Genomic DNA, 25,348 nt, shown 5'->3' on the forward strand with positions numbered 1-25,348 from the left:
CAAATCGCGTTAATTTTCAAATTCATTGTCGACCAACGCTATTTGGCATAGAGCCATAAAAAAACAAAAAACACCGACCAACAAGTCGGTGTTTAAATTATTCAACTGACATCAAGATTGGGTAAAGTAGTTGGCCACCATTGTGGATTTCAAATTCCAAATCCTCATCAAGTGATAAACCAGCTTCTTCAAGCTTTTTGGCGTCATCTTCGCTCGCTTCTTGACCGTAGTAAACCGTCACAAGCTCTGAGTCATCGTCAATCATCTTGCCCAACAAGTCAACCGCAGCTTGATGGATATCAGCATCTGGTACTGCCACAACAATTTCACCATCGAACAAACCAATAGCATCACCAGCATGAATCTCTAAGCCATTCAGCGTCGTGTCACGAACTGACGTCGTCACGGCACCAGACTTAACATCCCCCAAAGCTGCTGTCATCGCTTCAGCGTTGTCGTCAAGCGTTCCTTCTGGGTTGTATCCCAAAACCAACGCCGTCAAACCTTGTTGAATCGTACGCGTACGAACAACCTTAACTGGCACGTCTGAGATTTCAACTGCTTGATCTGCAGCCATAAAGATATTGCTATCGTTTGGCAAGATCAACGCTTCCTTCGCACCACTATCCTTAACCGCATTAACCAAGTCTTGCGTTGAAGGCGCTTGCTCAGAATCAATCACAACCGTCGCTCCTGAAGAAGCAAACAATTCCTTAATTCCTGCACCAGCCGCCGTTGTGATAACTGCCAAATCTACAGCAAGCTTTTCAGCCGCCGCTGCAGCATCAGCTTCACGTTGGGCTTCAGCCGCCGCTGCAGCATCAGATTGTTGGTCGCGCATGTTATCAACCTTAACCTTGCGCAATGAACCGAAGTGCGTTCCCCAGTTAATTACTTCACCAGGGTCTTCAGTGTGCACGTGCACCTTAACAACTTCGTCATCGTTGATAACCAACAATGAGTCACCCATTTCAGCTAAGTGTTGGTAGAACGTGTCGTAATCAAATTCTTGATCATATGTCGTTCCCTTGGCGATATCCACCATGATTTCTGTGCAGTAACCATAAGTAATTTCTTCAGGATTCAAATCACCTTGTACACCGGCATTGTGCAAAGCCATTACCATGGCATCCAAAGCCGCATTATCAATTTCAGTCGTCACTTCTTCACCAGACAAAACGGTGTAGAAGGCTTCCAAAACAATCACAAGACCCTGCCCGCCTGAATCAACAACACCTACTTCTTTCAAAACAGGCAATAAGTCGGGTGTTGATGCCAGAGCCTTCTCTGCTGCCTCTAGTGTTGCCTTCATCACAACAACTGCATCGTCAGACTCCTTAGCAGTCCGATTGGCGGCCGCAGCGGCTTCACGGATAACAGTTAGGATAGTTCCTTCAGTTGGCTTCATAACGGCCTTATACGCTGTCTCAGCACCGCCCATCAAGGCATCAGCCAAATCACGGGCCGTCAAAGTTTCCTTATCAGCAATTTTTCCCGCAAAACCGCGGAAGATTTGAGACAAGATAACCCCTGAGTTACCACGAGCACCCATCAACAAGCCCTTTGACGTTGCTTGCGCCAAAGCACCCAAGTGGGTATCCGTTTCGTTACGTTCGTACTCGGCACCACTGGCCATTGACAACGTCATGTTGGATCCCGTATCACCATCAGGTACTGGGAACACATTTAATTTATTAATCTTTTCCGCGTTATTCTTCAGCGCATCGGCTGCCGCGTTGATCATCTTACCAAACTCGACGTTGGTAATCGTCGTTACAACTTCCACAGTTCTCAACTCCTTATAACTAGGTTTTAGTCGCCTAGCATGCGCACACCTTGTACCGTCACATTTACTTCACTAGCCACGATACCAAGCATGACATTCAAATCGTTTTTTACACGAGCTTGCACGCTCTTTGAAATTTCAGAAATCTTCATACCATACCCGACAATAATGTGCACATCAACTGCCACACCATTCTCTTGTTGGCGAACAACAACTCCCTTAGCGAAGTTATCGCCATTCAAAATTTGGTTAACCCCATCGCGAAGTGGGTTTTGACTGGCCATACCAACAACACCATAGTTATCAGTAGCTGCACCCCCAACAATTGTCGCAATGACATCATTTTCGATCTCAATCGCACCTTGCATTGTTTGAATCTTAACTGCCATCTGTATGACCTCCGTATAAAACTATTTCCATTTTACCATAGGATAGGCCAGAAACAGTTTTTTTGAAGAACTTGTTTACTTTTCAACAAGTCCCGTAAAAAGAAAAAAGCCACCGTAGACGGTAGCTTTATCTATTAAACACGCTCAATTGAACCGTTCTTCAAACCAGCCTTCAAAGTACGAGCTGACAAGTACACCTTCTTAGGTGCTGAACCGTTAATCTTAACCGTCACCTTTTGCAAGTTTGGCTTCCAGCTACGACGGCTTGAGTTAAGGGCGTGTGAACGTTGGTTACCGAAGCGAGTACGCTTTCCGTTGACTGCATCAACTGCCATATGTTTACCCTCCAATCTTAAGCTCTTTAATTCAGTGCTTTTATTTACTTGAACAATAATATCAAACCCTTACTAGTTGTGCAAGGGTTTTGTGTAAAGTATTTTTACTTTACACGAATATCACAAGGTAATATTTTGGCAAACCCGCGACTTAATCGCTTGTCTGCCCATTTAAGTCACGACTTTGGATCACTGCGACCATGCCTGAAGTAAATTCGAAATGATTCACTTCTCCCGCAAATTCGTTTGATGAAAATGAAAAAGGGGGCCCTGACCAATCAGTCAAACGATATTTTTCATCAACTAACGTTAGCCCTGTGACTGGCGTCAACGGCATAAACCCCAGATAGGTCATACCCGGCGTATGCGTAATTGTGTGCTTGCCTGGCAGACAAAACGAAATTTCATTTGTCCGATCAATGAGCACAATTTTGGTGGCTAACGTTTGAAACCGTGGTTGCGTAAAAATCCAAATGTTTGACAGTAACTGATCAATCCGACCACCAGTGGCACCGTATATCTCAATTCGGTCCGGCTGATAGTCTTGTTCAATCAGTGATAGTAACAGCTCCGTGTCCGTCTCATCCTTTTCAGGTTGTGCACTCACGACCCGTGGCAACTTCGCCAAGGTAGTTTCACGTTCAGTCGCTGTCATCGAATCAAAGTCCCCCACCGTTAATAGCGGCACTTGATTCATGGCTAATAATCGTAATGCGCCTCGGTCAGCCGCTGCCCATGGGCCGTCTAACTGACCTGCGTGCAACGCATCCGGCCACTCTGATAGCGGGCCCCCGACTAACACACGCATCCGTTTCATTAGTCTGACGTTACTTCCTTCAAACGGGCAATCTTAGCCGCTGGGTCAACCTTGTCAAAGACGTATGAACCCGCAACGGCTACTGTTGCACCAGCTTCATAAGCTAGCTTCGTCGTTTCGTCATTAGCGCCACCATCGATTTCAATATCGAAGTCGTAGCCCTTTTCACGCTTAATTTCAGCCAAACGGGCAATCTTCTCCAACGTCTCTGGCAAGAACTTTTGACCACCGAAACCGGGGTTAACCGTCATGACCAAAACTTGATCAACCATGTGCAAAACTGGCTCAATTGCCGCAACTGAAGTACCAGGGTTAATAACAACCTCAGCCTTAATACCGTGGTTCTTAATTTGTTGCAAAGCACGGTGAATGTGTGGTGTGGCCTCATAGTGGACACCAATAATGTCTGAACCAGCCTCTGCAAATACGTCAATGTAACGTTCTGGTTGTTCCACCATCAAGTGGACATCCAAAACCATGTCGGTCACTGGGCGCAAGGCCTTTACCCAAGCTGGCCCGTATGAGATAGATGGCACAAACATACCATCCATTACGTCGATGTGAACAAATTCCGCACCTGCAGCTTCAATCAACTCAATATCCTTTTGCAAGTTGATGTAATCTGCAGACAAAATTGAAGGTGCTACCTTAATCGTCATGTCTAAACCTCTTTTGTCTAATCTCAAAAATTAGTGTTTCTTATCATGCTTATTATAAACCGGGCGTCGGCCTTCAATCAAATCGTAAAATAGCTTGTAGTTATCATAACGAGATTGCATGATTGTACCGGCTTCCAAAGCATCCTTCACAGCGCAACCTGGCTCGTTTAAGTGCACGCACCCACGGAAGCGGCAGTTAGGGGCTAAGGTATTAAATTCACGGAAGTAATGCGTTAAATCACGGGCTTCCATATCAAAGACTTCAAAAGCTGAAAATCCTGGCGTATCTGCCACAAAACCACCAAATAGTTGCACAAGCCCAACCTGGCGCGTCGTGTGGCGACCACGACTCAAAGCTTGTGACACCTCACCAGTAGCTAAATCTAATTCTGGGGCCAAATGATTCAACAAAGTGCTTTTTCCAGCCCCGGTCTGTCCCATCACAACCGATAATTTATCAGCTAACAAGTCCTTCACTGTCAGCAAGCTGGGTTCATCAAACGCAACCGCCGGCAAAATTACTTGGTAGCCAGCCGCGCGGTACCCGTCTTCAACTTTAACCATATCAGCCATTTCTGTAGCACTTAACAAATCAGTTTTTGTGAAATAAATAACTGGTTCAATGTCTTTCTCTTCCAACGCAACCAATTGACGATCAAGCAAATTACTTGACCAATCGGGCATTTTGACCGCCGTCACTACAATTGCTTGATCTACGTTTGCAACTGGTGGCCGTACTAAACTGTTCTCACGTTCGTCGATATCTAAGATATAACCTTCATCCTTGGTCTCGGCACTGAACGTTACCCAATCACCAACAAGGGGTTTCATATCGCGCTTGCGGAAATTACCACGTGCACGAGTTCGAAATAGTTCACCCTCGTCAGTCAGGACATCATAAAAGCCAGCTAAGGCTAATTGAATTTGTCCATGATAATCTGCCATATTTTCTCCTATTTAATTTGAGCTATTCTTGCTACTTGTCGCTGATGATTTGCTACTTGTCGCTGATGATTTGCTACTTGAGCTGCTTATTGACGTACTCGTAGAGCTACTTGGCACACTATCGTCACCGTCAACTGATGTGGTTGGCGTATTAGTGGCATTCTTGGCAGCTTCCTTTGCGGCCTTTGAGGCGGCTTCAGAGGCTTCCTTTTCAGATAGTGAGGTGGCTTCAGAATTGGCTATCGATTCTGACTCAGCAATTGCAGCTGAAACACTTGATTCACGTGCTAATTCGCTAGCAGCCTTTGCTTCAGGATTTTCGCCCTTTGAAAGGGTTACCATCAGCATATCGTTCGTCGTAATCTTCGATCCTGGCGTGATCGATTGTGATACCACTTCATCTACCGCGATACTATCTGAATAAACTAAATTGTATGTCACAGAAATACCGTTTTCGGCAGCCCAAGAGGCCACTTCTGAACGATCCTTGCCACTAAAATCAGGTACATCATAGCGTTTTGGTCCAGTGGACACCTTAAAGCGAACTGTTGTCTCACCTGCAATAACCCGGTCTTCAGCATCTAGATTCTGCGAAATAATATATCCCGCTGGGATTGAACTATTAGCCGTTTCAGTCTGCTCAACCGTAAAGCCCTTTGCCTTTAACTTATCAGCCACTGTCGTGTACTTCTCATTGACGTAATCCCCAAAACGGACTTTCGCAGGCCCCTTGGAAACAATCAATTCTACTTCGGTACCTGCCTTGATACTTTTGCCACGGGCTGGCGTTGTTCGAACAACCTTACCGCGGTCAATTACGATCGAGCTAGTCGCTGTCACATCCCCGACTTCTAATTTAAGCCGTTCCAAAGCCTGCGAGGCATTGGCTTGTGTCATCCCACTAACATCTGGCACCCGTACCAAAGCTGGTCGCGTTGCGCCGTACACACCTAACCCGATAATTAGGGCTGCGGCAACACCCAAGACTGCCCAAATCCAACGCCATTTCGACTTAGGATTATCAGGCATTGCCACCGCTGGTTCGGTCGTGATCTCTGGTGTTAACGTCGCCTCGCTAGCTGATTCCGTACTTGCCAACTCATGAATCGGTGCTAACGGAATAACCTTTGTCGCTGTATCATCAACAGCTTCGTTCGGATCTTCCCACCGCGCTTCATTGACGCGATTGGGTGATAACACGGTTGCTAAGTCGGCTACCATCTCATGCGCCGAGGCATACCGACTCATCGGATTTTTTGCTGTCGCTTTCAAAATAACATTTTCAAGCGCTTGTGGCATGCGCGGATCGATATCCCGGATTGACGGCATTGGATCTTGCGTATGCTTAACCGCAACCGCAACCGCCGTTTCACCATCAAATGGCACATGCCCGGTCAGCATCTCAAACAACATAACTCCCAATGAATAAATATCACTCCGGACAGTTGCTACCTCGCCCTTAACTTGCTCCGGAGCCATGTAGTGAACAGAACCGATTGCTGTGTTCGTTTGCGTCATACCAAATGACGTTTGCGCGCGTGCGATCCCGAAATCGGTAATTTTAGCCTCACCACTTTGGTTAATCAAAATATTTTGTGGCTTTAAATCTCGGTGGACAATCCCAGCCTTATGCGCTTCAACAACACCAGCTAAAATTTCGCTCATGATGTCAATGACACGTGTCACCGGAATTGGTTGTCGTTCAGCAATATACCGCTTCAAATCCATCCCAGAAACATATTCACTTATCAAATATTGCGACCCACCATCTTCACCATAGTCATAAATCTGAATGATATTCGGGTGAATTAAAGCCGACGTCGCCGCAATTTCATTTTCAAAACGTCTGCGCACTGACTCGTTATCACGCATATCTAAGCGCATTAACTTCAATGACACATCACGGTCCAAAATAATATCGTGTGCCCGATACACATTGGCCATACCACCTTCACCCAGTGGTTCAATAATGCAGTAACGATCGCCAATTAGTTGATTAATCTGCATTTAGCGATCCTCACTTTCTTGTTGGCCAATTAAAACAGTCACATTATCAGACCCACCCGCGTCATTCGTTTGGGCAATAAGTGACGCCACTGCATCTGTCAAATTTTCAGATGCTAAAATTGTTGCCAATACTTTGGCATCCGAGACATGCTTCGGCATACCATCTGTTGTTAATACTAATAAATCGCCCGCCCGAGTCGCAAATTCAAATACATCTGGATTCGCTTCTTCAGTCACACCCAGTTGTCGTGTAATTACATGACGACCTGGGTGTGCAACCGCCTCATCGGCCGTAATGGCACCGCGTTGCAATAGTTCGCTAGCTAAGTTGTGATCAACCGTGAGTTGTCGCATTTCGTCGTCACGAATTAAGTAGGCACGTGAGTCACCTAAATTCGCAATCACAACTTGTTCAGCCAAGATAACGGCCACAACCAGTGTTGTGGCCATACCACGCAGTGTCCGATAACGATTAGCTTTTTTTAAAATTGTTTCATTCTCTTGTGCCGTTTGCTGGAGCATCCAATCTTTGGCCGCCCAAATATCGTGAACATCAGTTTGCTGCCATTCATTACCGATATGTGAAACCGCCATAGTCGCCGCAACATCTCCACCGTTTTCACCACCGACACCGTCTGCGACAATCGCTAATTGCGCCCCTGTTTGGTTAATGAAAACACCCACGTAATCCTGATTGTCGGCACGAACACGTCCAGTATCTGACGAATACGCAATTTTCATAGGGTTGCCTTCCTTTCAGTTGTTACCGTCTGATTCTTAAGATTTCTTTTGCAACGTTGCAATAAAGAAACCATCTGACTCGAAATCATCTGGGAACATGTGCACCATACCGCGATCATCTTGTACCTCAAGATTATACGCCGTGTATGTTGGTACTAACTCAAAGTCAGGGTGTTCAGCCAAGAATTGATCAACCACATCTTCGTTTTCTGATTGCAGAATTGTGCAAGTACCATAAATCATGCGACCGCCAGCCTTCAACTTAGGTGCGGCAGCTTCCAGGATACCCAATTGTATCTTTTGCAAGCTTAAACTATCGGCCATTGTTTTATCATAGCGAATTTCAGGTTTACGACGTAGCAAACCAAATCCTGAACAAGGCGCATCAACCAAAATGCGATCAAATTGTTCATCCATAAAGGCTTCATCCAGCTTGCGAGCATCCAATGTGCGCGCATGAACGCGGTCAGCTACGTGAAGTCGTTCTGCATTTTGGTTAATCAATCCAACCTTATGATCATGAATATCTAATGCCTCAACAATACCACCTTCAGCTGCGTTCAAGTATGTCGCAATTTGTGTTGTCTTACCACCAGGGGCTGCAGCGGCATCAAGCACTTGCATGTCAGGATGAATATCAAGACTTGGCGCCATCAGCATTGCTGATTCATCTTGTAAGGTAACCAAGCCGTCCTTAAATGCTTGCGAACTCGCAACATGACCGCCCGACAACAATAAGGCATCTGGCGTAACCTTAGATGGCATAACTGTAAAGCCGTCTTCCTCCAGAATGTCTGTGGCTTCAGCAACCGTTGTGACAGCCAAGTTAACCCGGGCGGATTGGGCTGGCGCATCGTTAATCGCCATCGCAATTCGTGATGCCTTTTCCCAGCCTAATTCCGTTGTTAATTGATTAATCAACCACTCTGGCAATGATGCCTCAATTGACAAACGTTCAACCTTATCAGTAATTTCATCAAATGAGCGGACACCTTCACGATCGATTGCGTGTAAGACACCTGTAACGAACTTACGGACGCCATCGTGCCCACGACGCTTAGCAATATTAATCGCCTCATCAAAGATTGCGTGTGTTGGGACCTTGTCCAAGAACTTCATTTGAAAAAGTGAGATGTATAGCAATTCACGTACCCAAGCATCCAACTTTTCAGGCTTTTTCACAAATGGTGTCAACCAGTATTCCAAAGTCATCCGGCGCTGAATTACCCCATAAACCATCGTGGTCATCAAGTGCACATCACGCTCATCTAATTCCGCTTGCTTGACCGTATTGTTTAATTGCAAATTTGAGTACGCACCATTGCGAATTTTTTCCAACGTGCGGACTGCCATGGCACGTGCATTATGTAGTTCCCACTCAGCAACCTTATTGCTAGTTCCCTTGCTCATCGGTAATCACCATCTCTCCTTCTTCAAACTTAGCATGTCCATTCAAGTATGCCGTAACTGCCATCTTAGGCTTACCCGCCGGTTGTAACTCATCAATCGCAATAACATGACCATCACCAGCTGCCAACCACAAATCATGCTTGCCCTTTTTAACAACTGTTCCAGCAGGCGCATCGGTTGTTTCATCAACCAAGTGTGTTTGTTGAATCTTTGTCCGGACCCCGTTAATCGTCGTGTGCGCGATTGGGAATGGATATAAACCACGCACGTGATTATGAATCTCACGCGCAGAACGGCTAAAGTCCAACACCTCTTGTTCTGGCGTAATGTTTGGTGAGAACGTCACATCATTTTCATTCTGTGGCTCAGGCGTCACGGTCCCCGCAATTAAGTCTGGCAACGTTTCCAACAACAAGTCACGTCCCAACAGGCTTAACTTATCGAACAACGTTCCAGTATTATCATCATCCAAAATTGGCAACGTTGCCCGTGAAATAACATCGCCGGCGTCCATGGCCTTAATCATATACATAATTGAGACACCCGTTTCAGCATCACCGTTCAAGACAGCGTAGTGAATTGGTGCGCCACCTCGATACTTTGGTAGCAATGATGCGTGCACATTGATGGCTGCGATTTGCGCTGCTTGCAGCAACTTGGTTGGCAAGAATTGCCCATAGGCTGCCGTAATCAACAAATCCGGCGCCATCGCAATAACCTCGGCCATTTCATCCGAACCAGATAACTTTTCGGGTTGCAACACGCGAATACCTGCAGCAACCGCAGCTTCCTTAACCGGTGTTGGCGTCAATATACGCTTGCGACCAACTGGTCGGTCGGGCTGTGTCATAACTGCCAAGACATCATAGTTATCGTCGGCAATCAACGCATTCAAAATTGGTACTGAAAAATTTGGTGTTCCCATAAATACAATTTTCGTTGTCATGTTCCTGCTCCTCTTTTGTGCCTATGTATGGTCGCTATCGCTAGCGACCGTTATTTTAGATAAAGTTGACTGGGTCACGATCAATTGTCAGCACAACTCCTTGTTTCTGCAAACGTTGGCCGGCTGAAACTAGCTCTGTTAAAGCCTCTTCCAACCCATCATCGTGCTTAAATTTTATGACCATTCGGTAATAGTACTTGTTTTTCAAACGGGTAATTGCACCCGTTGACGGTCCCAACAACACAGAATCATATGCAAGATGATTCTTCAACCAGTTAGCGGTTTGATAAGCAACTTTAGCAGCCTCATCTTGTCGTTCATGAGCGACTTTAATCTGAACCGTGTAATAATACGGGGCATATTGCCAGGTGTGGCGTAAGTTCATTTCTTGCCGGTAAAATGCTTCGTAGTCCTGGTTTTTCGCTAATTGAATAGCATAGTGATCCGGATTGAAGGTCTGAATCACCACTTCCCCTTCTTTATCAGCACGACCGGCACGACCAGCAACCTGCGTTAGCAACTGGAACGTTCGTTCAGAGGCACGATAATCTGGTAGACCCAAGGTTGTATCGGCATTCAGCACGCCAACCAACGTAACATCTGGAAAATCGAGCCCTTTCGCAATCATCTGCGTCCCCAGCAAGATATCAGCTTTTTTGTCACCAAAATCTGCCAACATCTTGTCCGTTGCCCCCTTACGACGAGTAGTATCAACATCCATACGAATAATGCGGGCATCGGGCATCATGCGTTGTAACTCTTGTTCAACTTTTTGCGTCCCCGTACCGTAAGGACGGACACGGTCAGAACCACAGTTTGCACAAGTTGTTGGAATTGGTTCGCTATATCCACAATAGTGGCACTCCAATCGTCCCGTATCCTTGTGAACTGTCATTGCCAAGTCACAGTTCACGCAATGTGGCACGTAGCCACAATTGCGACACATCATAAAATTAGCGAACCCACGGCGGTTAAGCATCAAGACACTTTGCTCGTTCTTATCGAGTCGATCACGCAATTGATCAAGCATCTGTGGTGAGAAAATATCATCACCACCCGCCTTCATCGCTTCGCGCATATCAACTATTTCCGCTTTAGGTAGTGGATTATGTAGTGCGCGCTCCGTCAAAGTTAATAGCGTATACACGCCTCGTTGTGCACGCGCACGACTTTCGAGTGACGGTGTGGCCGATCCCAACACAAGTGTTGCTCCATGACGCTCTGCCCGCCATTGTGCAACATCACGTGCGTGGTAACGTGGATTTTCATCCTGCTTGTAGGTCGCCTCGTGCTCCTCATCAATCACAATCAGGCCAATGTTTTCCAAGGGCGCAAAAATAGCTGACCGCGCCCCGACCACAACATTAACCTCATGTCGTTCAACGCGACGCCACTCATCATAACGTTCACCTTCTGACAAGCCTGAATGCATAACGGCAACATCATCCCCAAACCGGCCTTTAACGCGACGTACCATTTGTGGGGTTAAAGTAATTTCCGGTACCAGCATAATTGCTGTCTTCCCCTGTTGCAAGGTCCGCGCAATCGCTTGCAAATACACTTCTGTTTTACCAGACCCCGTAATACCTTCGAGCAAAAATGTCGTAGCCTGGGGCTCACCTAAACTAGCCGCAATTGCGGTATAAGCTGTTTCCTGTTCTGTATTCAACGTCAATGGTGATGTTGATTCAATCGGACTGCTCAATCGTGGCAATCGATATTCTTCAATCTCCGCCCGTTCAATCCAACCTTGTTCAGCAGCTTTTTTTATCGTTGGATAGTCCAATCCCTGGCTATCTAATACCGTTTTTATCGGGACAAACTCCTGAGGCGCTGTCATCAAATAAGTCAAAAAGCGAGCTTGTTTAACCGCTGTCTTCCGCAAATTTTGACGCAGTTCATCATACTCGCTAGCTAACAAAAGGGACTTCATCGCTAAAACAGTTTTGGCGGTCGCTCGATTATCAACAACGTATCCAACCTGTAAAATCCCTGCCCGTTGTAAGCGTTGCAATTTTGGCAACAATTCTGGTGCGATTTCCGTTTCGTTGAACGGTATCTCTGAGCGATCAGCAAACAATACTTGCACATCCGGTTCGTCAGCTAGGCCATCAGGTTCAACTAACTGGAATGTCTTTGAGTACTTAGCACGCATGACGTTTGGTAACATGGTTTGCAGGACACTGATGCGAAACGCAAAATTGGTTTCGGCCAACCACTGGCCTAAATCAAGTAATTCTTCGTTTAAAACCGGTTCAAGTTCGACAACACTTTCAATTGCCTTTAACTCAGTTGCTTCTTTAACAGACGTCACAAAGCCAACTACGAAGCCTTGAATCAAACGATTACCACGACCAAACGGTACAACCACACGCATTCCCACGGCTAAGACCTCAGTCAAGGCTTCTGGGACAGTATACGTATATGGTTGATTCGTTTGCATCGCCGGCACATCAACAATCACTTGTGCATACATTTAAACATTTCCTTTCGTTAGACTCTATGTTCAAAAAGTATAAATTCATCCACTTTATTTTACCAAACTTAGGCAAATACCCCTAATTATGCCAGTAACGTTTTAAAGTTCCTTTGTGATTGCCTCAGCCAACACCGATAAATAAAAAAAGTTACGTACGATTCCTCATACGTAACTTTTGTATCGCTTCATTTGTTTACTTGTTATTCTTCAACAATTCAACGTCGCGTGCAATCATAATTTCTTCGTCAGTTGCAACCTTCAAAACCTTAGCGGCTGAATCATCAGTAGAAATAATCATTTCATCATCACGTTGCTTGTTTTGTTCTTCATTCATCTTAATGCCCATGAAGTTCAAACGGCTGATGATTTCTGAACGCAAGTCATCGGCATTTTCACCGATACCAGCAGTAAAGACGATTGCATCAAGGCCTTCAAGTTCCATGTAGTATTGACCGATGTAACGAACAACACGATCAACGAACATTTGGATAGCTAATTCAGCGTGTTCGTTCGTCTCACGAACAGCCTTCAAGTCACGCATGTCAGTTGACAAAGTTGAAACACCAAGCAAGCCTGACTTCTTGTTCAAGATGTTCAACATCTCATCATTCGTCAAGCCTTCACGTTCTTGGATGTAGTAAACCAAAGATGGATCCACATCACCTGAACGAGTTGCCATCATAACACCAGCCAATGGTGTGAATCCCATTGACGTGTCGTATGACTTACCATTCTTGATGGCCGTAATTGAAGCACCGGCACCTAAATGAAGTGTAATAATCTTCAAGTCTTCAAGAGGCTTGTTCAAGATTTCTGCCGTGCGGGCAGCCACGTAACGGTGTGACGTTCCGTGGGCACCATACTTACGAGCACCGTACTTCGTGTAGTACTCGTATGGCAAACCGTACAAGTAGTTTTTGCGTGGCATTGTTTGGTGGAACGCTGTGTCAAACACAGCGACCGAAGTTGCGTTAGGCAACAACTTTTGGAACACACGGATTCCCATAGCATTAGCTGGGTTGTGCAAAGGCGCATAAGCTGCCAAACGGTCAATCTTTTCCAAAACATCATCGTCAACAACGACTGAGTGGTTAAACCATTCTCCACCCGCAACCACACGGTGACCAACACCTGTGATTTCGCTCAAGTCAGCAATAACGTTGTTTTCCTTCAATTGTTCCAACAACAAGTTAATGGCAGCCTCGTGGTTGTCGATGCCTTGAATCAACTCAATCTTCTCACCGTCGTACTTCAACGTAAAAATTGAGTCACTCAAACCGATTCGTTCAACTTGTCCCTTTGCAATTACCTGCTCAGCTGGCATCTCAATCAATTGAAACTTCAATGATGAAGAGCCGGCGTTAATCGCCATAGTCTTAGCCATGTATACTTGTCTCCTCTTTTCCAAAACTGGAATTTGCTCAATATCTTTAAATAGTATAGCACAAAATTTGCTAACTGAATTGTCAAATGTTTCACACACGTATCACGTGTGACACTATGCGTGGCGCAATGAATTAGCAGTCATCCAGGCCGTAATTTCTGACACAAAATTCTTATTTTCTGCCACATTTGTCAATTCAGGGGTCCGTGCTAACATAACTGGCGTTGCCTGGATAGCATCGCCTCCTGCTCGTTGCAAAACCACGATTGCCTTGGCGGCTTTCTCATTAATAAAGAGCTTTTCTGGGAATTGGAGTAGTGCTTGGAAGAAAACATCTGGGCCTTGCAAATACTTCAAGATATTAGCCGCTTGTTCTGATTCGAACAAATTAGCCGGTACAATCAACGCTGCCAAACCACCCGGGCGCAATGCCTTAATAGCTTGCTCAATTAGCAAATGATGCACGTATGTCATCCCTTCATCAGCTTGCGTCGTCAAATCATTTGGCACAGTTGATGGGTAATAGCCAACTGGCAGGTCTGCTATGACAACATCTTGATTCACAGCTGGTTGAGTTGCGACTGCATCCGCCAAAGTTAGTTGCCAATCTAAGCCAAGCAAAGCTGCCATTCCTGAGGCAATCGTCAGCATAGTGTCGTCATTTTCAACCCCACTCGCTGTCATTTCATTCTTTTGTTGTCCCAAAACTTGCGCCACCGTTGCGAGCAAATTACCTGAACCAACTGTCAAATCAGTGACCTTTACTAACGCACCTTCAGCGACAAATTGTTCAACGACAAAGCCTACCCACATACCAATGGCATCTGGTGTTACTTGATAGTTTGCTTGCAACCCGTCTTCACGCATTGTTGCTACAAGCAATAGTTGTAGTACCTGACGTTTTAACTCTGGGGTCATACCATCAAAATCAGCTGCTTGGATGTCAGCTAGGATATTTGCCTGATCCGTCGCTGAAAGCGTTACCCACTCATCATCATCTTGCCCGAGCATCAACTCAAAAACAATCACAAGCGCTTCAATTGCAGCCATATCCAATGTTTCAACAAGCTTATTTTGTGCGGCTTGTAGTTGCTTAACCGCCTTCTCAATTGTTTCAAACATGTCTTTACCTCGTTTTTTCTGCTCCTTCCAGTGTAGCTAGTTTTTTAGTAAGTGACAAGGAAAGAGGCCGTTGAATTCACTTCGGAATAATGACCTGCCGATTCCAGTCAACCAAGACATAATCATGGAACTTGGAGTTTGCAATAATTCGAGGATACGGTTGCGTTGACTTGCCTTGGTCTTCAGGCGTCTGGCGCACATAAGCCAATGCCTGGCATTTACCCTGCCAATAAAACAACTCAGCCCGACGCAACTGTTGGGCGTGTGACTGCATCACACACCAGCCAGACAGTGCCCCCAGCAACACCCCACTCATACCCAACGTGTGCCCCAAAATATGCGCTGATCGTGTATGTTTCAATACAAACTCACCTCCTCATATACTTTTTGACCCGTCGTACAGAAAATCGTAATCCCAATGCGTCGGTCGCTAAGACGTTGAAACTTTGCTTGTTTGACTTGATTCAACAACACAATTTGCCCGCTATGCATCGTCGTCACAACCAAACGTTGACGCTTAACTAGGAGTAGGTATTCCTGTTGTTTCGTTTGACTTCGTAGGCGAACCACATCTGAATGACACGTCACCAATTGATAGGCCGCATCTGGCGATTCTAAAATAATCAAAGCCCGTAAAACACGCTGCGTTGTCATTGTTTGCACTGCCTGCGTTTGTGTTTGACGCAGTATTCGAGTGCCCATCGTTATTAGAGAGCCAAACATGATAATAATGCTTAAGGCTACCAATGTTTCTGCTAAGGTGAATGCTTTTCTTTTAACCACGTTCGAAGTTCCTGCTTATACGCTTGTTTAACGGCCACGATTCGAGCCTCTTCTTGTTGTCGTTGCTTCTGATAGCAACTTACCGTCATCATAATTAAAGTTGTTGTACTGGTCAAAATCAGTGCAGCCACCAATGCCTCAGCAAGAATTGTTCCGTTACGTTTGCAGCTCATACGTACCTCCACCAAATTGAAACACTAAGCGCACTGGTTTGGCCCGGTCTGCATGCCATATCATGATTGTGGCTGGTTTCACGTAGTGACGTCGACACTCAACCATACGATATCGTGCTAACCATCCCGCCGGAAGTGGTACACGTTCATTATCCACAAATACGGCATCACCTTGCGCAATCACAGCAAATGCTTGTCCCATATACAATTGGCGTTGACGTGCCTTTTCATAGGCCAAATCAAACTGTTGTTCAAACGTCACCCAGGCGTCTGCTGACTTGCTAAGCAACAACTGTTGTCCTGATAGACCAACCACACTGACAATGCATAACACCACGACCGCTTCAATTAATGTGAAAGCGGCCCGCTTATTTTGCACGGAACACCTGACTATCTTTAATATCAATTCCTGCAGCTTTCGCCTGTTTTACCTGATCTGCGGACAAATACTGGTTCGTTTGTAAATCGCCAAAATTTACGACCTTGTCTGGATTTTCACTCAAGTAAAGATCTACCTGTGTTTGAATCGTTTGCACCAGAGCTGTTTGCTGCTTCTGTTCAGCGAACTTACGTACATTATTCACATTAGGCAAGACCAATAAGATTAATAGACCAATAATAAAAATTGTTGTCACCACTTCAATCAACGTAAACCCGCGACGCTTTGTGCACTTTACCATGTCATTAATTCCCCCATATTTCGATACATTGGTAACAGCATAATACCATACAACCCGATAACAATTAGACCAATCACCGCAAAGCATACCGGCTGAATAATCATTAAATAACGTTGTATTTGGCGTTCTAATAGTTCAAATTTACGTTGTGCCAAAATTTGAAAATCTTCGCCAATTGCCTGTTCTGATTTCCCTTTTGCAAAGAGATGCTGACATTCCGACGGTAATAATGGCATCGACTGAATAACTTGCCGTAAATCTTGCCCTTCTCGTAAGCCACGTTCTGCTTGCGTGCCTAGTAGTCGAATTAATTCTGGACTATCCGCGGTTGCACTCCGCTTGATGATTGTCGCCAAACCAATCCCACTCGTCAAAAGCAACCCCAATTGCAAGCTCATCTGATACCCAATAGAAAGTTGCACCAGTGAACCGATAAACGGTATCCGCTGTAATAGCTGTAGTCGCTCCAGCCAATTACGTCGCCGCCATATTCGTTCACTAAGCCAGCAGATAGTGCAAATCGTCAAGACACCCACACTTAAACCAACGCCCCAGTGGGACAGTTGTGGCATAGTTGCACCCATTTGCTGTAATTGAGGCAATAGATACGTACAAAACAGCACCATTAAACCCGCTAGCATCACCAGTAGCACAACTGGATAGAGTAGTAATTGTCGTAACTTCTGACTTTGTTTCAAACGACGATGTTCCCGTCGGCCAATTTCCATCACCAGCTGTGATAGTCGACCATGGACACTGGCAAAAGCCAATTCGCGCGCAATTTCATGACGCACATATGGTGCCAGTAACTGATGCAGTGGTTGACCTTGATGTAACCCGGCCACAATCGTCATTAAGGCCGACCTTTGTTTGGGTAAAACACCTTGCACGGTCATCAAAGCCCGTTCTAACGCATACCCGTTCGCAATCAGTTGACCAAGCAACTCAAAAAAATCAGCTTGCGTTTTCAACGGCCACTGTTGCTTCTTCATCCCTCACCTCCTGGAATAATGTCGCTAACTTGTTTCCCTGTGCAACTTGCAAATCAGCCATTGGACCGTGCGTGTCATGCACCATTGTTTGATATCCCAAGCCAATCAAAACTTGGCGAAGAATGGCCGCTGGTATACCGAACGCCCGCAGTCGGTACCAAATGCCAGCTATTGACATGGCATGAACAGTACTTAAGATTAAATGGCCACTCAAGGCCGCTTCGACGACGATATGTGCCGTTTCAGCATCCCGAATCTCACCAATAATCATCACATCAGGGTGGTGACGTAGCGCCAATCGTAGCATGGTCGCATAATCCATTTCCGCCTCACGATTAACCTGTAATTGTAAGTACTCGCTCTGCACAATTTCGACTGGATCTTCGATTGTCAAAATCATCTGATTCTGAAGTACCTGTCCCGCCAAGTAATGCAAAGTCGTCGTTTTACCGGCGCCCATTTGCCCGGCAATTAAGACCAACCCCTGTCTGCGCGCTAACGTGGCCGTCAGTTCAGCCACTGGTGCCGTCTCTACCCATCGAATTTGGCGGTCAGTGGCCGCGGCGATTAACCGGACGACCACTGACTCACGATTCAGGAAATCACCAACACTGGATACCCGCAAATGAAGCGGCCGGTCACCAACTTGATAAGTCCATCGCCCCAATTGTGGCCGACGCATTTCACTGATATCCATTTGTGCCTCGAATTTAATATGGCGAATTAACGCCGCCCCTACCGCCGCTGTTAACACATCCAGTGGGACTATCCCACCCGCCGTATAACAAGACACCTGATAGCCGTCTTGTTTTGGCATAATGTAAATATCGCTCGCTTGGTGTTGCGCTGCCTCGAAAATAGCGTTACTAAATACCGCCTGAATTGTCGTCATATCTTACCTCCTCACAACTAATAAAGAGGCACGGCTTGACGATTTTTCCAAAAGTCGATAAGCCAATTTTTCAATTCACAAAAAACGCTCTTGCAACCACGAAAACCAGTTGCAAGAGCGTTTCAAAAGTTTTTTAATTAACTGCCAACGAGATGAAGTTCAACAAGAACAAAATCGTCACAATCCACAAGATTGGACTAATTTCAGTAAACTTTCGCTTCGCACTCTTAATAACAACGAAGAAAATAAAGCCAGCCGCAATACCGTACGAAATTGAGTACGAGAAGGCCATGAATGCCGACGTGAAGAAAGCGGGAATGGCAATTTCAATATCATCCCACTCGATTGCCTTAAACTCGTTCATCATCATGATACCAACAACGATCAGAATTGGTGCAGTTGCTGCCGTTGGAATGACATTAACCAGCGGAGCCGCAATAATTGCAAGTAAGAAACCAATCGCAACAACGACTGATGTCAAACCAGTACGGCCACCCGCCTTGATGCCGGCTGAGGCTTCAATGAACGTCGTTGTATTTGAGGTACCAAAGATACCGGCAAACATTGTCGCAAATGTATCTGCAACCAACCCGCGGTCCATCTTTGACTTGAAGCCCTTACCTTCGTAGAACTCCTTCTGGTCAGCTTCCGAGAAAATACCTGTTGTCATACCAGTACCAATGAACGTTCCAATTGCATCAAACAAACCTGACAAGCCCATTGAGAACACTGTTAATACCACAATCAAAATGTGCTTTGGTGACGTGAACATTGACCAAAGACCGTCTGGGCCAAGCGCTTGACCAAAGATACCACCAAAGTCCTTAAACGTTGATGTAAATGAGGCCATTGCATCAATGTGCGTATTCGTGACGCCCATTGGAATACCGATAATCGTCGTAATGAAAACTGACAATAAGAAAGCCCCCGGCACGTTGGCGACCACCAACAATACCAAAACCACCAAGCCGATTAGTCCCAACAAGACAGCGGGCTGGCTAAATGTGGCAATTTCTGGCGTCGTGCTACCGTTTGCCGTAATATTTTCAATTATCTTAGCCCCGCCACCCGTAAATGGCTTATTATTCAAGGTTAAAATGTTTTGCGGGTCAACTAAGAAATTTAAGAAACCGGCATTCTTAAGCCCAATATAGGCAATAAACAGCCCAATACCTGCGGCGATGGCGTGCTTAAGTTGATCCGGAATTGCTTTAACAATGGCTGATCGAATTTTCGTCAACGTGATAATCACATCAACTAGACCAACCAGGAATACCATTCCCAACGCTTGCTTCCATGTATACCCCAAACCGAAGACAATCGTGTACGTAAACATGGCTTGCATACCAATTGACGGTGCCAACGCGTAAGGCAAGTTTGCAAACAATCCTGTGATTAAAGTACCAACAACAGCTGTCAAAATTGTTGCTAAGAATACCCCTTGACTTGGCATCCCCGTTAACGACAACACTGACGGATTCAAGAAAATAATATACCCCATTGCCACGAAAGTTGTAATTCCGGCAATGACTTCTGTCCGCACGTTTGTGTGATTGTCAGACAGTTTGAAGAATCGTTCTAACATGTACCCATTTCACTCCTATAAAAAATTCCGCATCATCGACAGTTTCGCACAATGATACGGAAAAACAAATGACGCCAAGATAGACAAATATCCCGGCGTCGTTAACGGTATCATCGCAATCGAAATGATACCCAATTCCGAGTCTGTGGCAAAACACGTTAACGACTCAAATATTAATAATTACTTACAACTTTATCGTTTTTTATTCACAACGTCAACAGTTATATTTGGTAACAAAAAAAGAGACTGGAAAATCCACATCCCTTTTTTAACGAAAACTACTCAGCAGTCGTAAAGACAGCTTGTACGTCATCGTTTTCTTCAAGTTCATCAACCAAGCTGGCCAATGATGCTTGCTTATCCTCAGGCACTGCCATTGGGTTTTGGGCAACCATCGTGACTTCATCGTTGACCAACGTGTAACCTTTTGCTTCCAAAGCGTCACGTACTTCAGGGAATGACTTTGCATCCGTGTAGATTTCGAATTGGTCATCGTAAGTCTTCATATCTTCAGCACCAGCCTCCAACATGTCTTCGAACAATTGATCCTCATCAATATCGTTATCTTCGTTACGCTCGATTTCGATGTATCCCTTACGATCGAATTGGAATGAAACTGATCCAGTCGTTCCCAATTCACCACCGAAGTGCTTGAACGTTGAACGAACTGAGGCAGCCGTACGGTTAATGTTATCAGTCAACGCTTGGACCAAAACAGCTACACCAGCTGGTCCGTAACCTTCGTACGTCAACTCTTGGTAGTTAGCGCCACCGGCACCAGAAGCCTTATCCAAGGCACGTTGGATGTTATCCTTGGGCATGTTAGCTGCCTTAGCCTTGTCGACAACCAAACGCAAACCTGCGTTTGAATCTGGATCTACACCACCGGCCTTAGCTGCCGTGTACAAATCGCGGGCAAGCTTTTGGAAGATCTTACCACGCTTTGCGTCTTGGGCGTTCTTACGTCCTTGAATGTTATGCCACTTACTGTGTCCTGACATTTCAGAAACCCCTTTTCATTCGAAAATTTATCGATTAATTTTATCACACATTGTCTGTGCTTGACTAGTAGAATTATAGCATATTCTCGGCTGACATAAAGTCATACGGCGTTAAATCAGCCATGCCAATATTGGGATCAATTGTTTCAGCGGTAATTTGTGCAATTGTTAGGATATCATCCTCGGTGTCGGCAACTGCCTGAACAATTTCATTGACTGCCGGCGAATCATCGACCGTATTCTCTTCATCACCCACTTCCGCCGTTGGATCAACTGCCAGTGGCTGTTGATTTAGAGTTGCTATTGAGGCGTGGTCATCTAGCGTTTCAGGTAGTTGTCCCGCTTCGGCTTGTTGCAACCGTTCCTGCAAAGTCGTCTGCCGATTAACGCCTTCCGTCACAGCCGCACGCTGATAGGCACTCACATCCCCAATCAGCACCAATGACTCACTTGCTCGTGTTAATCCCGTATACAACAAATTACGTTGTAACATGCGGGAGAAAGCATTAACCAAAGGCATAATGACCAGCTTATACTCGGCACCCTGTGCCTTGTGAATGGTCGTTGCATACGCCAACGTCAATTGGTTCCAGTCCTGGCGCGTATACTCAACTTCCCCCGTGTCAAAAGCCACCGTAATATTATCCGTATTATCTTCATTCGCCTTATCCTTGGCCAACATAATACTAGTAATATATCCAATGTCACCGTTAAAGACATTGTGTTCCGGATCATTTGCCGTCTGCATCACTTTATCACCGACGCGGAAACTAAACGATAAATCACCTAATTTAATGTTGATTTCCCGCTTTTTAGGGGTCATCGGATTGAAGATTTCTTGGGCAACTGCATTCAAATTATACACGCCCGCTGGTGTTTTATACATCGGTGCCAAAATCTGCATATCTGCGACCGAATTGCCTTTTTCTTTCCAGCTCGTTGCAATCTGCTCAATTAGTCGTGGTACTTGCGTCGTTTGCGCTGGAAAGAATGACCGATCTGGTTGTCGCACCGTAAAATCTTCTGGCAACTGACCGGCACGAATGGCACTCGCCAATGCAACGATTGTTGACCCTTTACCCTGCCGGTGAATCGTCTCCAACTCACGGTAATTCAACAAGCCACTCGCTAACAAGTCATAAAAGACGCGACCGGGGCCAACAGACGGCAGCTGGTCTTTGTCCCCAACCAAAATAACTTGCATGCCGCCTGGGATACCGCGTAATAGTAAATCAAACAGCTGCGTATCCACCATCGACATCTCGTCAATGACTAACAAACAACCTGACAATTCTTCGATATCAATCTCATCCAAATCTTCACGACCATTAATCCCCAATAATCGGTGAATCGTTGATGCAGGCATCCCGGTTGATTCCGAGAGACGCTTCGCTGCCCGACCAGTTGGCGCGGCCAGACGAATACTGGTCTCAATCTCATCCCATTTCATCCCTTCGGCTTGCAGTAACTTCTTTAAAGTTGCCACAACACCATTAATAATGGTTGTTTTACCAGTTCCTGGTCCACCCGTTAAAATAAACAAATTACTGGTTAACGCAGCAATCATCGCTTCTCGTTGGACATCATCATATGGAAATGGATTCTCTTCTTCCACTTCAGTTAAGTACTGCACGACATCTTTACGGGCATACTCACCCGCTTTACGTTGCGTCAGGCGCACTAGCTTCTGCGCAATTTCACGCTCTGCTTCGAACAACGCTTTTACATATAAATTTTGTCCATCGGCAATAACCACCCCGTCTGAAGTAAGGGTTAACAACGCTCGCTTAATTAAAGCCACATCTACACGAGCATTCTGTGCCCGTTCCAAAATTTGTTGTGTTGCCTGCAATAACGCTTCAACTTGCATGTACGTATCACCAGAGTCGAACGTCGCTTGATTAATTGCCGCAATAACGCCCGCCTGAATGCGACGGGCGTCCAAGGCATCGATACCTTGTTGGGTAGCCAAACGATCAATACGAGCAAATGATACACCATCAATATCAATCACCATTTGGTAGGGATCTGTCTTTAAAATTTGCAGCGTTTGTTGCTGATACTTTTGATAAATAGCCGTAGACAACGCCGAACCAAATCCATAATCATTTAGCGCGATAATCGCTCGTTCCATGCCATCAGATTGTTGTAACTGATTCACAATGACTTCTTGCAGCTTCGTTGAAATCCCAGTTTGTGTCAGCACCGCAGGATCTTCTAGAATCAAATCAACCGCTTGTATGCCGAGTTCATCCACAATCTTTGTGGCCGTTGATTTACCAACACCTGGAAATTGGTCACCTGACAAATAGGCGACTAACCCTGACGTCGTGCTGGCTGCTTGTCGCTGATAATTTTGCGCTGCGAACTGCGTGCCATAACGGGCATGGGTTGTTAAACGCCCTTTAAATTCATAACTGGCACCAATTTGAATATCACCAAAGCTACCAGTGACCGTAATTTCAGTATCATCATAGTCAAAATTCAGGTCAGTAACTTCGACAATCATCACTTTATAAAATGAATCCTGAGCTGCGAAAAGAATATTCTTAACTTGGCCAGAAACGGTAGGTTGCTCATCCGTTGGATTTGGCCCGTCGAACAAACTAGTCTGATTCTCCATCTAATCGGCTCCCTGATAGTAATTGAACGATTTCATCTAATCGTTGTGCTTGTGCCTGATAGCGTTGCAAATCAATCATTTGAGCCGTTGACAACCATTGATTGTCTTGATCACCTTTGGCGGTTGCAATAACCCCACGGCCAAAATTTGCCTCAAAATTCATTGGATCAACGTGGATTGCCGCATCAAAGGCTTCGGCTGCTTTCGATTCATGTTGCAAGCCTAGCCAGATGTTACCTAATAAGACTTGCGCACCGGTATCTTCTGGCTGTTGCTCAACGGCTGTCAAAGCATAAACTAATGCCTTTTGGAATTGGTTTTGGGCGTACCAACCTTGTGCCTGCATCACAGTTGCATCATGCAAAATAGCTAAATCAGTAATTTTGCCAAAGAAATCATTTGCCCGTTGATAATCACCCGCGACGTAATACACATTGCCTGTGGCGTACAACAAGTTTTGCAAAGCTTCATCATTCGCCTGGAAGAGCCCCAAGCTTTTGAGGGCCAAATCCTCGGCTTCAATCAGGTTTTCGGTTGCAACCAAAACAGCCACCAAGTCTGCATAGGCTTGCCAGTTATTTGGGTTAGCGTTAATTTCGGCGACCAAGCGTGCCATATCCGCTTGTGCTGCATTTTCTGGTTGCGTCATCTATCTAGTTCCTTCGTCTCTTAAATTGTATTTGAGGCATCACTGCTGACACCCAAATAACTTGTATCGTTGCGTGATAATTCGGTAAATGTTTTACCATCCGCCGTCTCTAAAATTGAGGTACTAGTGTTACCTAAGCCCCCACGCGCCCGTAAGTCGGCCAATGGAATCCCCGTCAAGCCACCCATACCGGTCGTTAAGGCCGCACCGTGACTAAAGAAAACCAGGTTAACCCCTTCACCACCATATTCAGTTACCGCTGCTTCGACTGCCTGGCGGAAACGCGCTTGCACACTTTCAAATGATTCCGCCCCTGGCACCTGCGCAGCGTCAAACTTTTCCGGGTGATTGCGCGAAGCATCATACATGTCATACCAGCCAGCTTGGACGTCCGCAAATGTCTTGCCTTCCCAGACACCAAACGAAAACTCCTTCAAGCCATCCATAAACGTTAGCTCGGGCCTTTCATCTAAAAGAGCTAGTGTTTCTTCAGCTGTAATACGCGCCCGCTTGATTGGACTAGCAAAAGCGTGCGCAAATTTTACATCATGTAAGTGGCGACCCAGCATCATAATTTGGTCGTATGATTCTGGCAATAGAGGTGAATCACCACCTGCTCCTTGAAAACGTCCTTCGGCATTCCATTCTGTTTTACCGTGGCGGATGAAGTATAGCTTCGTCATGCTTTGGTCTCCTTGTCTTGAATTCGTTATGTATGTTAATTAGTGTTGTGTGTCGACGCGTTTCGTCGAGTGGCTGGTTTTTCTTTTGTCACGCTAAACGAGGTGTGTCAAAATAGTGGCGGGCGAAGTCCACGACTTTGCCGCGTACACCTTTACCCCTGGTAGCACTAAACGGTAAAACCGCTAAGTGCTACTACCACATGTTAGCGTGCCTGAAGAAGGAGCCAATCACTCCGTTTACTGGGGAGAACACATACACACCAAACT

At 45.6% G+C, this 25,348-nt stretch carries 25 protein-coding genes; all 25 read right to left on the minus strand.

Going from position 1 to position 25,348, the window contains the following annotated elements:
• Positions 1 to 97 precede the first annotated feature (97 nt).
• Positions 98 to 1,786 carry a DAK2 domain-containing protein gene (locus EST42_RS00695; RefSeq protein ID WP_134643766.1) on the minus strand — a complete coding sequence of 563 codons (1,689 nt, stop codon included), beginning with the start codon at positions 1,784 to 1,786 and terminating at the stop codon, positions 98 to 100.
• A 26-nt stretch (positions 1,787 to 1,812) separates the two neighbouring features.
• Positions 1,813 to 2,175 carry an Asp23/Gls24 family envelope stress response protein gene (locus tag EST42_RS00700; protein ID WP_134643767.1) on the minus strand — a complete coding sequence of 121 codons (363 nt, stop codon included), beginning with the start codon at positions 2,173 to 2,175 and terminating at the stop codon, positions 1,813 to 1,815.
• A gap of 134 nt (positions 2,176 to 2,309) precedes the next feature.
• Entirely contained in the window at positions 2,310 to 2,510 is a 201-nt protein-coding gene (gene rpmB / locus EST42_RS00705) for a 50S ribosomal protein L28 (protein WP_003609111.1), read from the minus strand.
• A gap of 151 nt (positions 2,511 to 2,661) precedes the next feature.
• Positions 2,662 to 3,327: a thiamine diphosphokinase gene (locus EST42_RS00710; RefSeq protein ID WP_134643768.1), complete on the minus strand. Its 666-nt coding sequence runs from the start codon at positions 3,325 to 3,327 to the stop codon at positions 2,662 to 2,664.
• Positions 3,327 to 3,986, minus strand: a complete 660-nt coding sequence (gene rpe / locus EST42_RS00715) for a ribulose-phosphate 3-epimerase (protein WP_134643769.1) — start codon at positions 3,984 to 3,986, stop codon at positions 3,327 to 3,329. The genes EST42_RS00710 and rpe overlap by 1 nt, the downstream gene beginning before the upstream one ends.
• A 30-nt stretch (positions 3,987 to 4,016) precedes the next feature.
• Positions 4,017 to 4,931 (minus strand): ribosome small subunit-dependent GTPase A, encoded by a 915-nt coding sequence (rsgA, locus tag EST42_RS00720; protein WP_134643770.1) that lies wholly within the window; start codon positions 4,929 to 4,931, stop codon positions 4,017 to 4,019.
• A 12-nt stretch (positions 4,932 to 4,943) separates the two neighbouring features.
• Positions 4,944 to 6,938, minus strand: coding sequence for a Stk1 family PASTA domain-containing Ser/Thr kinase (gene pknB, locus EST42_RS00725; protein WP_134643771.1), 1,995 nt, complete (start codon positions 6,936 to 6,938; stop codon positions 4,944 to 4,946).
• Positions 6,939 to 7,679: a Stp1/IreP family PP2C-type Ser/Thr phosphatase gene (locus EST42_RS00730; protein WP_134643772.1), complete on the minus strand. Its 741-nt coding sequence runs from the start codon at positions 7,677 to 7,679 to the stop codon at positions 6,939 to 6,941.
• A gap of 36 nt (positions 7,680 to 7,715) precedes the next feature.
• Positions 7,716 to 9,089 (minus strand): 16S rRNA (cytosine(967)-C(5))-methyltransferase RsmB, encoded by a 1,374-nt coding sequence (gene rsmB / locus EST42_RS00735; protein WP_134643773.1) that lies wholly within the window; start codon positions 9,087 to 9,089, stop codon positions 7,716 to 7,718.
• Positions 9,073 to 10,035 carry a methionyl-tRNA formyltransferase gene (gene fmt, locus EST42_RS00740; RefSeq protein WP_134643774.1) on the minus strand — a complete coding sequence of 321 codons (963 nt, stop codon included), beginning with the start codon at positions 10,033 to 10,035 and terminating at the stop codon, positions 9,073 to 9,075. The genes rsmB and fmt overlap by 17 nt, the downstream gene beginning before the upstream one ends.
• A 55-nt stretch (positions 10,036 to 10,090) precedes the next feature.
• Positions 10,091 to 12,511, minus strand: a complete 2,421-nt coding sequence (gene priA / locus EST42_RS00745; protein WP_134643775.1) for a primosomal protein N' — start codon at positions 12,509 to 12,511, stop codon at positions 10,091 to 10,093.
• A gap of 196 nt (positions 12,512 to 12,707) precedes the next feature.
• The gene (locus tag EST42_RS00750; protein ID WP_134643776.1) at positions 12,708 to 13,898 is read right to left on the minus strand and encodes an acetate/propionate family kinase; all 1,191 of its coding nucleotides are present in this window, start codon (positions 13,896 to 13,898) and stop codon (positions 12,708 to 12,710) included.
• Between the two features lie 114 nt (positions 13,899 to 14,012).
• Positions 14,013 to 15,020, minus strand: coding sequence for a class I SAM-dependent methyltransferase (locus EST42_RS00755; protein ID WP_134643777.1), 1,008 nt, complete (start codon positions 15,018 to 15,020; stop codon positions 14,013 to 14,015).
• A gap of 76 nt (positions 15,021 to 15,096) precedes the next feature.
• Positions 15,097 to 15,381, minus strand: a complete 285-nt coding sequence (locus EST42_RS00760) for a hypothetical protein (RefSeq protein ID WP_134643778.1) — start codon at positions 15,379 to 15,381, stop codon at positions 15,097 to 15,099.
• Positions 15,378 to 15,803: a hypothetical protein gene (locus EST42_RS00765; protein WP_167711013.1), complete on the minus strand. Its 426-nt coding sequence runs from the start codon at positions 15,801 to 15,803 to the stop codon at positions 15,378 to 15,380. Before EST42_RS00765 ends, EST42_RS00760 begins: the two co-directional genes overlap by 4 nt.
• Positions 15,776 to 15,976, minus strand: a complete 201-nt coding sequence (locus EST42_RS00770; protein ID WP_134643780.1) for a hypothetical protein — start codon at positions 15,974 to 15,976, stop codon at positions 15,776 to 15,778. Before EST42_RS00770 ends, EST42_RS00765 begins: the two co-directional genes overlap by 28 nt.
• Complete coding sequence (locus EST42_RS00775; RefSeq protein ID WP_134643781.1) at positions 15,960 to 16,355, minus strand: hypothetical protein; 396 nt, start codon at positions 16,353 to 16,355, stop codon at positions 15,960 to 15,962. Before EST42_RS00775 ends, EST42_RS00770 begins: the two co-directional genes overlap by 17 nt.
• Positions 16,345 to 16,656, minus strand: coding sequence for a prepilin-type N-terminal cleavage/methylation domain-containing protein (locus EST42_RS00780; protein WP_134643782.1), 312 nt, complete (start codon positions 16,654 to 16,656; stop codon positions 16,345 to 16,347). The genes EST42_RS00775 and EST42_RS00780 overlap by 11 nt, the downstream gene beginning before the upstream one ends.
• Positions 16,650 to 17,648, minus strand: coding sequence for a type II secretion system F family protein (locus EST42_RS00785; protein WP_134643783.1), 999 nt, complete (start codon positions 17,646 to 17,648; stop codon positions 16,650 to 16,652). Before EST42_RS00785 ends, EST42_RS00780 begins: the two co-directional genes overlap by 7 nt.
• The gene (gene comGA / locus EST42_RS00790) at positions 17,611 to 18,540 is read right to left on the minus strand and encodes a competence type IV pilus ATPase ComGA (RefSeq protein WP_134643784.1); all 930 of its coding nucleotides are present in this window, start codon (positions 18,538 to 18,540) and stop codon (positions 17,611 to 17,613) included. The genes EST42_RS00785 and comGA overlap by 38 nt, the downstream gene beginning before the upstream one ends.
• Positions 18,541 to 18,673: 133 nt before the next feature.
• A complete protein-coding gene (locus EST42_RS00795; protein ID WP_134643785.1) occupies positions 18,674 to 20,125 on the minus strand; it encodes an NCS2 family permease in 1,452 nt (483 codons plus the stop codon).
• A 278-nt stretch (positions 20,126 to 20,403) separates the two neighbouring features.
• A complete protein-coding gene (locus EST42_RS00800) occupies positions 20,404 to 21,126 on the minus strand; it encodes a YebC/PmpR family DNA-binding transcriptional regulator (protein ID WP_134643786.1) in 723 nt (240 codons plus the stop codon).
• A 73-nt stretch (positions 21,127 to 21,199) separates the two neighbouring features.
• A complete protein-coding gene (recD2, locus tag EST42_RS00805) occupies positions 21,200 to 23,749 on the minus strand; it encodes an SF1B family DNA helicase RecD2 (RefSeq protein ID WP_134643787.1) in 2,550 nt (849 codons plus the stop codon).
• Positions 23,733 to 24,398: a tetratricopeptide repeat protein gene (locus EST42_RS00810; RefSeq protein ID WP_134643788.1), complete on the minus strand. Its 666-nt coding sequence runs from the start codon at positions 24,396 to 24,398 to the stop codon at positions 23,733 to 23,735. Before EST42_RS00810 ends, recD2 begins: the two co-directional genes overlap by 17 nt.
• Before the next feature lie 20 nt (positions 24,399 to 24,418).
• Positions 24,419 to 25,081 (minus strand): histidine phosphatase family protein, encoded by a 663-nt coding sequence (locus EST42_RS00815; protein WP_134643789.1) that lies wholly within the window; start codon positions 25,079 to 25,081, stop codon positions 24,419 to 24,421.
• Positions 25,082 to 25,348 lie beyond the last annotated feature (267 nt).

It is taken from the genome of Weissella cibaria (assembly GCF_004521965.1).
In the GTDB taxonomy this organism is placed as follows: Bacteria; Bacillota; Bacilli; order Lactobacillales; family Lactobacillaceae; genus Weissella; species Weissella cibaria_A.